At 74.2% G+C, this 10523-nt stretch carries 12 protein-coding genes; 7 read left to right on the forward strand and 5 right to left on the reverse strand.

The features are described from left to right. Positions 1-220, forward strand: a 220-nt coding sequence (locus AB0B41_RS41135; RefSeq protein WP_358212461.1) for a hypothetical protein, incomplete at its 5' end; no start/stop codon positions are given. 575 nt (positions 221-795) lie between these two features. Here the strand turns inward: AB0B41_RS41135 and AB0B41_RS41140 are convergent. Both AB0B41_RS41140 and AB0B41_RS41145 read right to left on the reverse strand, forming a co-directional pair. Further along, entirely contained in the window at positions 796-2031 is a 1236-nt protein-coding gene (locus AB0B41_RS41140; protein WP_358212462.1) for an APC family permease, read from the reverse strand. Next, positions 2028-2564: a CGNR zinc finger domain-containing protein gene (locus AB0B41_RS41145; protein ID WP_358212463.1), complete on the reverse strand. Its 537-nt coding sequence runs from the start codon at positions 2562-2564 to the stop codon at positions 2028-2030. The genes AB0B41_RS41140 and AB0B41_RS41145 overlap by 4 nt, the downstream gene beginning before the upstream one ends. Positions 2565-2640: 76 nt before the next feature. Here AB0B41_RS41145 and AB0B41_RS41150 point away from each other — a divergent pair, with 76 nt between their 5' ends. From AB0B41_RS41150 to AB0B41_RS41160, 3 genes are all read left to right on the forward strand, one after another. Further along, a complete protein-coding gene (locus AB0B41_RS41150) occupies positions 2641-3453 on the forward strand; it encodes an alpha/beta hydrolase (RefSeq protein ID WP_358212464.1) in 813 nt (270 codons plus the stop codon). A 96-nt stretch (positions 3454-3549) separates the two neighbouring features. After that, the gene (locus tag AB0B41_RS41155; RefSeq protein WP_358212465.1) at positions 3550-3936 is read left to right on the forward strand and encodes a YciI family protein; all 387 of its coding nucleotides are present in this window, start codon (positions 3550-3552) and stop codon (positions 3934-3936) included. Between the two features lie 2 nt (positions 3937-3938). Then, positions 3939-5192 (forward strand): sigma-70 family RNA polymerase sigma factor, encoded by a 1254-nt coding sequence (locus AB0B41_RS41160; RefSeq protein ID WP_358212466.1) that lies wholly within the window; start codon positions 3939-3941, stop codon positions 5190-5192. A 15-nt stretch (positions 5193-5207) separates the two neighbouring features. Here the strand turns inward: AB0B41_RS41160 and AB0B41_RS41165 are convergent, their stop codons facing one another. Next, the gene (locus tag AB0B41_RS41165; protein ID WP_358212467.1) at positions 5208-5921 is read right to left on the reverse strand and encodes an FCD domain-containing protein; all 714 of its coding nucleotides are present in this window, start codon (positions 5919-5921) and stop codon (positions 5208-5210) included. Positions 5922-6026: 105 nt separating this feature from the next. Between AB0B41_RS41165 and AB0B41_RS41170 the strand changes: the two genes are divergently transcribed. From AB0B41_RS41170 to AB0B41_RS41180, 3 genes are read left to right on the forward strand one after another with little or no spacing between them, the layout of a single operon-like run. Next, complete coding sequence (locus AB0B41_RS41170; protein WP_358212468.1) at positions 6027-6842, forward strand: (Fe-S)-binding protein; 816 nt, start codon at positions 6027-6029, stop codon at positions 6840-6842. Continuing rightward, on the forward strand, positions 6839-8329 hold the full coding sequence (locus AB0B41_RS41175; RefSeq protein ID WP_358212469.1) for a LutB/LldF family L-lactate oxidation iron-sulfur protein: 1491 nt from the start codon (positions 6839-6841) through the stop codon (positions 8327-8329). The genes AB0B41_RS41170 and AB0B41_RS41175 overlap by 4 nt, the downstream gene beginning before the upstream one ends. Beyond that, positions 8326-8934: an LUD domain-containing protein gene (locus AB0B41_RS41180; protein ID WP_358212470.1), complete on the forward strand. Its 609-nt coding sequence runs from the start codon at positions 8326-8328 to the stop codon at positions 8932-8934. The genes AB0B41_RS41175 and AB0B41_RS41180 overlap by 4 nt, the downstream gene beginning before the upstream one ends. Before the next feature lie 49 nt (positions 8935-8983). Here the strand turns inward: AB0B41_RS41180 and AB0B41_RS41185 are convergent, their stop codons facing one another. Together AB0B41_RS41185 and AB0B41_RS41190 are read right to left on the reverse strand one after the other, a co-directional pair. Further along, complete coding sequence (locus tag AB0B41_RS41185; protein WP_358212471.1) at positions 8984-9607, reverse strand: CoA transferase subunit B; 624 nt, start codon at positions 9605-9607, stop codon at positions 8984-8986. After that, positions 9604-10350 (reverse strand): CoA transferase subunit A, encoded by a 747-nt coding sequence (locus AB0B41_RS41190; protein WP_358212472.1) that lies wholly within the window; start codon positions 10348-10350, stop codon positions 9604-9606. The genes AB0B41_RS41185 and AB0B41_RS41190 overlap by 4 nt, the downstream gene beginning before the upstream one ends. Positions 10351-10523 lie beyond the last annotated feature (173 nt).

Consider the following 10523-nt stretch of genomic DNA (forward strand, 5'->3'; position numbering starts at 1 on the left):
ACACCCCGGGCGCTTCCTGGGCCCAGGCCCGCACGAAGGCCGGGACATGACCTTCGGGCACCTCGGCACCGGGTGCGAACATGTGTTCGATAATAGCAGCTTGAGCTGCTGCGATGCAAGATCGGTGATCGCTGTGATGATCCTCGGATTTCGAGAGGTCGCGCGATCTCGGCAGCAGCGGCAGAACACCGATGGCATGTCGACATCCAGGCGTTCGTGAGCGTCGAGGCCGCAGCGCGCTCACCGCGCGCCTGAGACGACCGCCGGGGGTCGCCTGGCCGCCACCACCGCAACACTGAGCTGGGCGCCAAGGTCCAGCACGCCCGTCGGCGACGAGCTGCTGCATCTCCGGACGCCGTCGCCGACGCCGACCGGCTTATCGCGATCTGCATGATCCAGCGGGTGGAGCATGTTGTGCCACTTGCCTTCTGTCGTGCGCGAGGGAGGGCCCGGCCGCGGTGGTCGGGGGGCATCGCCTGCCGCGGCCGGGTGTCGGTGGGGGCGACCGGGACGGCGCCCCACCACCGCCGACCGGCCGCCCGGGAACCGGGTGGGCCCTCCCTGCCCGTCCCGGACGTCCGAACCGGCGGGCGCGACGCCCCGCGCCGCCGGATCCGTTGCGGCGCAGCGGCGGCATCGTCCTCGTGCCGGCGCGGTACGCCGACGATCAGCGTCGCTGGCCGGTGCGGGTGGCAGGAGGGGCCGACCGATCACCGTCGGCGGGCCGCTCGGTCCGCGGAGCAGGGCCGAAGGTCCCGGGTCTGATCCGGGCCCGGACCGTCGGTGATCACCCGCTCACACGCGCCGGCCCGCTCGCACCCGCACCCACCGGTACCCCGTCCCGACGACCACGACGCCCATCCCGATCGCCACGGATTGCCAGGGGAGTGTCGCGGCGAGGACGGCGCAGCCGGCCATCCCGAGCACCTGGAACCCCCGCGGATACCGGCGCTCGGCCGGCGGCTGCCCGACCGCCGAGAGGTTGGCGACGAAGTAGTACAGGAGCACGCCGAACGACGAGAAGCCGATCACCCCGCGCAGGTCCACCGTGCACACGAGCACCACGACGACCAGGGCGACGGCGATCTCCGCGCGGTGCGGCACCGACCGCCGCGGGTGGACGGCGGCCAGGGGTGCGGGCAGGTCGGACTCCCGGGCCATCGCGAGCACGGTCCGCCCCACGCCGGCGACGAGCCCCAGCAGCGCGCCGAGCGAGGCGAGCGCTGCGCCGGCCGCGGCGATCCAGGTCGCGCCGGGCGGGAGGACCTCGGCCAGCGGCGCGACGGACGCCGCCAGGCGCGTCGGGCCCAGCGTCAGCAGCAGGACGACGCCGACCGTCGCGTACACCACGACCGTGCCGGCGAGGGCCAGTGTGATCGCCCGCGGGATCGTGCGCGCCGGGTCGCGCACCTCCTCGCCGAGCGTCGCGACGCGCGCGTACCCGGCGAACGCGAAGAACAGCAGGCCGGCGGCTTGGAGCACGCCGTAGACCTCGGTCCCGCCCGCGGTGAGTCCTGCGGGCTGCAGCGGGCCGCGGAGCACCGCGACGGCCACGATCGCGATCAGCGCGAGCAGCACCACCGCGACCAGGATCCGGGTGAGCCGGGCCGTGCGAGTCACCCCGGCCAGGTTCACCCCGGCCACGGCGACGACGGCGAGCACGGCCACCGGCCGTTGCCAGGCGGGCGGCACGAGGTAGGCCGCCGCGGTCAGGGCCATCGCCGCGCAGCTCGCCGTCTTGCCGATCACGAAGCCCCAGCCCGCGACGAACCCCCACCACGGGCCGAGCCGCTCGCGCCCGTACACGTACGTGCCGCCGGACCGCGGGTACCGGGCCGCGAGCTGGGCCGACGACGTCGCGTTGCACCAGGCCACCACGGCCGCCGAGGCCAGGCCGAGGAGCAGTCCGGATCCCGCCGCGGCCGCCGCCGGCGCGAACGCCGCGAACACCCCCGCGCCGATCATCGAGCCGAGCCCGATGACGGTCGCGTCGACCGTGCCCAGCCGGCGCTGGAGCCCCGGAGCATTCATCCCGCGGACCGGCGGCGCGCCCGGTGCGCGGCGACGTTGACGCGGTTGCCGCACAGGTCCGGCATGCAGTAGCGGCGCCGCCCCGCCCGGCTGACGTCGACGAACGCTCCCTCGCAGAACGGTGCGGCACACGCCCGGAAGCGCTGTGCCCCGAGGGCCCGCACCGCCCCCAGCAGCCCCACCCCGGTGACCGCCGCCAGACCCTCGACCAGGCCCGCGTCGGACCCGAAGACCCAGTCCGGACGATCGCCCCCGCCGAGCGTGAGGCCGCCCGCGGCGAGGACCGAGGCGCGCCGGACGACGGCGTCGACCCCCTCGCCGTCGACGATCTCGTCGACGATCGCGCGCAGCTCCGCCCGCAGGTCACGGACGTCGTCGAGCTCGCCCGTGGTGCAGGACGCGGCGAACCCGTGCGCGGCGAGCAGGGCGTCGACCTCCGCCGGGGCGGTCAGCTTCTCGACGCCGTGCCACACCCGCGGCGCGGTGGAGATCAACGCGGTCGCCAGCTCCGCCCCTCGTGAGTAATCGCTCAAAGCCAGTTGCACACCTTACCTCCGCTGTGTCACGGTAACCGTCTCAGCCGCATCGAAGACCTTACTGGAGGCGGACATGCTGCAGACCCAGGAGAAGGTGACCGAAGCGACCGTGGCGTACGAGCGCGTCGGCGACGGCCCGGCCGTGGTCCTCACCCACGGCACGCCGTCCTCGTCGGTGCTGTGGCGGGACGTCGTGCCGGCACTCGCCGCGGACCACACGGTCTACCTGTGGGACCTCCCCGGCTACGGACGCTCGACGACCGCGCCCGGCGTGCGCCCGTCGGTCGCCCTGCATGCCCGGACCCTCGCGGAGCTGGTCGACGCCTGGGGGCTGCGGGATCCCGTGCTCGTCGGGCACGACATCGGCGCCGCGACCGTCCTGCGGGCGCACCTGCGCCACCGGGTTCCCGCCCGCGCCCTCGCCCTGCTCGACGCGGCCGTCCTGCCGCCGTGGACCACGCCGGTCGCGCAGCACATCCAGGCCCACCTGGACGTCTACCGGACCATGCCGGAGCACGTGTTCCACGAGCTGATCCGCGCCCACCTCGGCACGGCCACGCACCGCCCGCTCGGCGCGGCGACCGAGCGGGCCTACCTCGAGCCCTACGCCGGCGAGGCCGGGCAGCAGCGCTACCTGGACCAGGTCGAGGGATTCGACGAGGCGGACACCCGCGACGTGGTCGCGGCCCTGGGCGAGGTCGCCGTTCCGACGCTCGTGCTGTGGGGCGAGCACGACCGCTGGCTGCCGGCCGATGCCGCTGACCGGCTGACTGCGGCGATCCCGGGCTCCCGCCGCGTCGTCGTCCCCGAGGCGGGTCATTTCCTCCCGGAGGACGACCCCGCGACCACGGCCGCCGAGCTGGGCCGGTTCCTGCGAGAGTTGTGACGCGCGTCACTCACGGCAGGATGTCGAGCGCGGACCTCCCGCTCCGTACGTGCTCACGACGGACGCCCGCCGGGCGCCCCGACGAGAGGAGACGTCGTGAAGTACCTGTTCATCATGCAGATCGACCCCGCCGTGCTGGAGAGCCTGACCGAGGCCCAGGGCCGCGAGATCGAGACCGGGCACGGCCGGTTCATGGAGGAGATCACCCGCACCGGGGAGCTGATCGGCACGCAGGCCCTTGCCGATCCGTCGCGGAGCGCGGTGGTGTCCGTCCGCGACGGCGCGACGACCGTGACCGACGGGCCGTTCGTCGAGGCCAAGGAGTACATGGGCGGCTTCTACGTGGTCGACGTCGAGACCCCGGAGCGGGCGTACGAGCTGGCCGCGAAGATCCCCGACGCCGGGATCGAGGGGCTCGCGATCGAGGTGCGCCCGGTCGTCTACACCGCGGGCTTCGGCCTGAGCGAGCCCGAGGCCTCCTGACGATGGCCGACCGCGCGCTCGAGGACCTGCTGCGCCGCTGTGCGCCGCAGGTCCTGGGCGTGCTCGTGTCCCGGTTCCGGCAGTTCGACCTGTGCGAGGACGCGGTGCAGGAGGCCCTCCTCGCGGCGTCGACCGCCTGGCCGGAGAGCGGCGTCCCGGAGGAGCCGGTCGGGTGGCTGGTCACCGTCGCCCGCCGCCGGCTGACGGACCTGTGGCGCAGCGACAGCGCGCGGCGGCGCCGCGAGGAGGCCGTGGCCGTCGATCCCGCCGAGGCCGTGGATCTGGAGGCCCCGGCGGTCGACGACAGCCTCGAGATGCTGCTGCTCTGCGTGCACCCGGACCTCACCGAGGCGAGCCGGATCGCGCTGACGCTGCGCGCGGTGGGCGGGCTGACGACCGCGGAGATCGCCCGTGCGTTCCTGGTCCCCGAGGCGACGATGGCTCAGCGGATCAGCCGGGCGAAGGCCACGATCGAGGCGGGCGGCGCCGTGTTCACCCTGCCGGCCGGCGTCCGCACCGAGCGGCTGGCCGCCGCCCTGCACGTCCTCTATCTGATCTTCAACGAGGGGTACACGGCCAGCGCCGGCCCCGGCCTCACCCGGGTCGACCTCTCCGCGGAGGCGATCCGGCTGACCCGGATGCTGCACCGCCTCCTGCCCGCCGACGGCGAGGTGTCCGGGCTGCTCGTCCTCATGCTCCTGACCGACGCCCGGCGGCAGGCCCGCACGGACGCCGACGGCCGCATGGTCCCCCTTGCCGAGCAGGACCGGAGCCGGTGGGACCACGCCGCGATCGGCGAGGCCGTCGGGCTGCTCGAACGGACGCTCGCGCGCCGCGAGGTCGGGCCGTACCAGCTGCAGGCCGCGATCGCGGCCGTCCACGCGGAGGCGCCGACGGACGCCGACACCGACTGGCGGCAGATCGAGATCCTGTACCGGCTGCTCGAGGAGTGCACGGACAACCCGGTCGTCACGTTGAACCGGGCCGTGGCCGTCGGGATGGCGTACGGGCCCGAGCGCGGGCTGGAGGTGCTGGACCGGGTGGCGGGCGACACGCGCCTGGCCCGCCACCACCGGCCCGACGCCGTGCGCGCCCACCTGCTGGACCGGCTCGGCGAGTACGACCAGGCGCGCGAGCACTACCGCAAGGCGGCCCGGGGCGCCCTCAACCTCGCCGAGAAGCGCTACCTGGAGGCCCGGGCGCGGAGGGCGGGGTCGGCCGCCACCTCGCCGCCCGACGACGACCCGGGCACCTGATCCTCCTGGCCCGCGTCACGGCAGCCGGCGGTGGAAGGCCCGGATGTGCGCCTCCGTCCGCTCGGCCGCCTGCGCGGCGTCGCCCGCCTCGATCGCCTCGAGGATCCCGCGGTGCTCCCGGCGCAGCTGCGCGCGCAGGCCGGGCCAGTCCTCCTCGGCCCGCATGCCGTCGAGCAGCGCGCCGCGCAACGATTCCCGTATCGCCGCCGTCAGCTCGCTGACCAGCCGGTTCCCGCCGGACTCGGCGATGGCGACGTGGAAGGCGGTGTCGAGCGGGTTGAACTCCTCGCGCGGGAGGTCGGCGTCCATCGCCGCGAGCGCCTCGCGGAGCCGGGCGAGATCGGCGGGGGAATGTCGTTCGGCAGCCGACGCGGCGCTGGTCCGCTCCAGCATCACCCGCGCCCCGGTGAGGTCCTCGGCCGGGAACGAGCTCACGGCGAGGTGCACCTTGAGCAGCCGGGACAGCGCCTTGGCCGGCGCGGGGACGATCACGGTGCCGGAGTCGCTGCCCGTGCCCTGCTGCGAGCGCACGACGCCCTGGGCCTGCAGCACGCGCAGCGCCTCGCGCACCGCCTGCCGGCTCGCGCCGAGCATCGACGCGAGCTCCCGCTCCGGGGGCAGCCGGTCACCCGGGCCGAGCGCCCCCGAGACGAGCTGCTCCTCGATCCGCTCGATCACGAGCTCGTAGGTCGGGACGCGCTGGACCTGGTCCCAGCGTGGTGCCGCCATCTCCACCCCCCTCGGTGGACGGGAGCCTAGCGTGCGGACTAAGGTCCGACCATAGTCCGGCTCGGGTCGTACCCGGGCGACACTCCGCCCACCACCGGAGGCACCGTGACCGTCGGCCTGCTCGTCACCTGCATGAACGACGCCCTGTTCCCGGACACCGGCCGGGCCGTCGTCACCCTGCTGCGCCGGCTGGGCGTCGACGTCGACTTCCCGGCCGCGCAGACCTGCTGCGGCCAGCCCATGGTCAACACCGGCTATCTCGACGAGGCCGTGCCGCTGCTGCGCCGGCACCTGGAGGCCTTCGAGGGGTACGAGGCCGTCGTGGTGCCGTCGGGCTCGTGCGCGGGCTCGGTGCGCCACCAGCACCGCCTGGTGGCCGAGCGCTCCGGCGATCCGGGCCTGCTGCGCGCAGTCGAGCAGGCGGCGCCGGTGTACGAGCTGTCCGAGTACCTGGTCGACGTCCTGGGCGTGGTCGACGTCGGGGCCTACTTCCCGCACCGGGTCACCTACCACCCGACCTGCCACTCGCTGCGGATGCTGGGGGTGGGCGACCGCCCGACCCGGCTGCTGAAGGCGGTGCGCGGGCTGCGGTTCGTGGAGCTACCGGAGGCCACGGAGTGCTGCGGCTTCGGCGGGACGTTCGCGGTGAAGAACGCCGAGACCTCGATCGCGATGGGCGCGGACAAGGCGCGGCACGTGCGCGAGTCCGCCGCCGAGGTGCTGGTCGCGGGGGACAACTCCTGCCTCACGCACGTCGGCGGCCTGCTCTCCCGCGAGCGCTCGGGCGTGCGGGTGATGCACCTGGCGGAGGTGCTGGCCTCGACCGAGCCCGTGATCGAGCAACCGCCCCGGGAGGCCGGCCGCGAATCCGCGGGCAGCGCCGTCGATCCCGCCGCGCTCGCCCACGGGGGTGCCCGGTGAGCGCCACCTTCCTCGGCACGCCCGCCTTCCCGACCGCGGCCCGGGCCGCCCTGGCCGACACCCAGCTCCGGCGCAACCTCGCCCACGCGACCGGCACGATCCGGGCCAAGCGGGCCGCCGTCGTCGGCGAGGTCGACGAGTGGGAGCGGCTGCGGCGCGCCGGTGCCGCGCTGAAGGACCGCACGCTGCGGCACCTCGACACCTACCTCGTGCAGCTGGAGGAGTCGCTGACCCGGGCCGGGGCGACCGTGCACTGGGCGCGGGACGCCGCCGAGGCCGACCGGATCGTCGTCGACATCGCCCGGCGGCACGGCACGGACGAGGTCGTCAAGGTCAAGTCCATGGCGACGGCGGAGATCGGGCTCAACGAGGCCCTCGAGGCCGCCGGGATCCACGCCTGGGAGACCGACCTGGCCGAGCTGATCGTGCAGCTCGGCGAGGACCTGCCCAGCCACATCCTGGTGCCGGCGATCCACCGCAACCGCTCCGAGGTCCGCGAGATCTTCCTGCGCGAGATGGGCCGGCACGGGAAGGCCGCGCCCCGCGACCTCACCGACGCCCCGGCCGAGCTCGCCGCCGCCGCCCGGGCCCACCTGCGCGAGAAGTTCCTGCGCGCCAAGGTCGCGGTGTCCGGCGCCAACTTCGCGGTGGCGGAGACCGGCACGCTGGCCGTGGTCGAGAGCGAGGGCAACGGCCGGATGTGCCTGACCCTGCCCGAGGTGCTGGTCAGCGTGGTGGGCATCGAGAAGCTGGTCCCCACGTGGGCGGATCTCGACGTCTTCCTGCAGTTGCTCCCGCGCAGCTCCACCGGCGAGCGGATGAACCCGTACACCTCGATGTGGACCGGCGTCACGCCGGGCGACGGGCCGCAGGAGGTCCATGTCGTGCTGCTCGACAACGGGCGGACCGACGTGCTCGCCGACGAGGTCGGCCGGCAGGCGTTGCGCTGCATCCGGTGCTCGGCGTGCCTCAACGTCTGCCCGGTCTACGAGCGCACCGGCGGCCACAGCTACGGCTCGGTCTATCCGGGGCCGATCGGCGCGATCCTCACGCCGATGCTGCGCGGGGTCGGGCACGACCCCCAGCTCGACTCGCTGCCCTACGCGTCGAGCCTGTGCGGGGCGTGCTTCGAGGTGTGCCCGGTGCGGATCGACATCCCGGAGGTGCTGGTGCACCTGCGCACGAAGGTGGTCGACGCCCACCGCGGCGAGCCGAAGGTGCAGAACCTGGCGATGAAGGCGGCGTCGTGGGCGTTGGCCGACGCCCGCCGGACCGCCGCGGCGGAGAAGGTGTCCGGCGCGGTCGGGCGCATCCTGCGGGGCACGAAGCGCCGCGCGCCGGGTGGCCGCGGCGTGCTCGGCGCGCTGCCCGGGCCGGCCGCGGCCTGGTCCGACGCGCGGGACGTGCCGGTGCCCGCACCGGAGTCGTTCCGGGCGTGGTGGGCGCGGACGGACGGCGGACGCCACGAGGACGGGGGAGCGAAGTGAGCGCGCGCGAGGAGATCCTGGGGCGGGTGCGGGCGGCGCTGCGCGACGTACCGGCCGGCGAGACCCCGGCCGACGTCGCCGTGGACCGGCCGGAGCCGCGGCCGACGACGCCCGAGGACGTCGAGCGGTTCGTCGAGCGGGTCGAGGACTACAAGGCCAGCGTGGTGCGCTGCACCCCCGAGGACCTGCCGACGCACCTGGCCGCGGCCCTGGAGGGCGTCCCGCGCCTGCTGGTGCCCGCGGACCTGCCGGAGGACCTGCGCCCGGCCGACGCGATCCTCGACGAGCAGCTGACCACCGCCGAGCTCGACACCGTCGACGGCGTGCTGACCACGGCCGCGCTGGGCATCGCCGAGACCGGGACGATCGTGCTGGACCACGGGCCGGGGCAGGGCCGGCGCGCCGCGACCCTGGTGCCGGACCGGCACGTGTGCGTGGTGCGGGCGGACCAGGTGGTCGCCGACGTCCCCGCCGCGGTGGCCCGCCTCGACCCCACCCGGCCGCCGACCTGGATCAGCGGCCCGAGCGCGACCAGCGACATCGAGCTGGACCGGGTCGAGGGCGTGCACGGCCCCCGCACGCTGATCGTCCTGCTGGTCGGCTGACCGTCGTGAGTGGCGATGGTCGTCATAGCGACTATCGCCACTCACGGGGTCAGAGGAGGGGGGCGCCGGTCTTCTCGCGGACCTCGTCCTCGGGGACGCCGAAGGTCTCGACCAGGCGCAGGCCCTCGTCGGTCACGTCGATCACGGCGAGGTCGGTGACGATCCGGTTCACGCAGGCCACGCCGGTGAGCGGCAGGGTGCACTGCTCGAGGATCTTGGGCGAGCCGTCCTTGGAGACGTGGTCCATCATCACGATGACCTTCTTGGCCCCGTGCACGAGGTCCATCGCCCCGCCCATCCCCTTGATCATCTTTCCGGGGATGGCCCAGTTGGCGAGGTCGCCGCTCGCGCTGACCTGCATGGCGCCGAGGACGGCGACGTCGACCTTCCCGCCGCGGATCATCGAGAAGCTGTCCGACGAGCCGAAGTAGCTCGCGCCGGGCAGGACCGTGACGGTCTCCTTGCCGGCGTTGATCAGGTCGGGGTCGACCTCGTCGTCCGTCGGGTAGGGGCCGACGCCGAGGATGCCGTTCTCGCTGTGCAGCACCACGGTCCGGGTGCCGGGGATGTGGTCGGGCACCAGCGTCGGCATGCCGATGCCGAGGTTGACGTACGAACCGTCGGGCAGCTCGTCGGCCACCCGCTTGGCGAGCTGGTCCCTGCTGAGGCTCACTTGCGCACCGTCCTGAACTCGACCGGCTTCTCGGCATCGGGCACGTGCACGACGCGCTGGACGTGGATGCCCTGGGTGTGCACCGCGTCCGGGTCGATCTCGCCGGGCTCGACGAGGTGCTCGACCTGCGCGATGGTGATCCGGCCCGCGGCGGCGCAGTCCGGGTTGAAGTTCCGCGCGCTGCGCCGGTAGACGAGGTTGCCGTGCCGGTCGCCCTTCCAGGCGTGGACCAGCGCGTAGTCCGGGGCGATGGCACGCTCGAGCACATACCGCACGCCGTCGAACTCGCGGACCTCCTTCGGCGGGGACTTCACCGCGACCGTGCCGTCGGCCGCGTAGCGCCACGGCAGGCCGCCGTCGCTCACCAGCGTCCCGACACCGGCAGGGGTGAAGAAGGCCGGGATCCCGGCCCCGCCCGCGCGCAGCCGCTCGGCGAGCGTGCCCTGCGGGGTCAGCTCCAGCTCGAGCTCCCCGGCGAGGTACTGCCGGGCGAACTCCTTGTTGTTGCCGACGTAGGAGCCGATCGTCCGGCGGATCCGGCCCGCGGAGAGCAGGGTGCCCAGGCCGAAGCCGTCGACACCCAGGTTGTTGCTGATCGTCTCGAGGTCGGTCGCGCCCTGCTCGAGCAGGGCCGCGATCAGCGCGGTCGGGACGCCGGACATGCCGAAGCCTCCGACGGCCAGGGACGCGCCGTCCCCGATGTCGGCGACCGCTTCGCGCGCCGACGCCACCACCTTGTCCATGCCGGGCACCGTACCCGCCGTTCGCATCTCGCACAAGAGTTCGTATCGCGAACATTGGTCCACGCGCCAACGGCGCTCTCGCTCACTGGTGCACCTTCCTTGTGTCCGGGCCGGCTGGGATGGTTCGGACGCACCACTGGTGGCCACCGGGTGATCGCCCTGCTCGCTCGACC

This window comes from Pseudonocardia sp. NPDC049154 (assembly GCF_040648315.1).
Taxonomy (GTDB): Bacteria; Actinomycetota; Actinomycetes; order Mycobacteriales; family Pseudonocardiaceae; genus Pseudonocardia.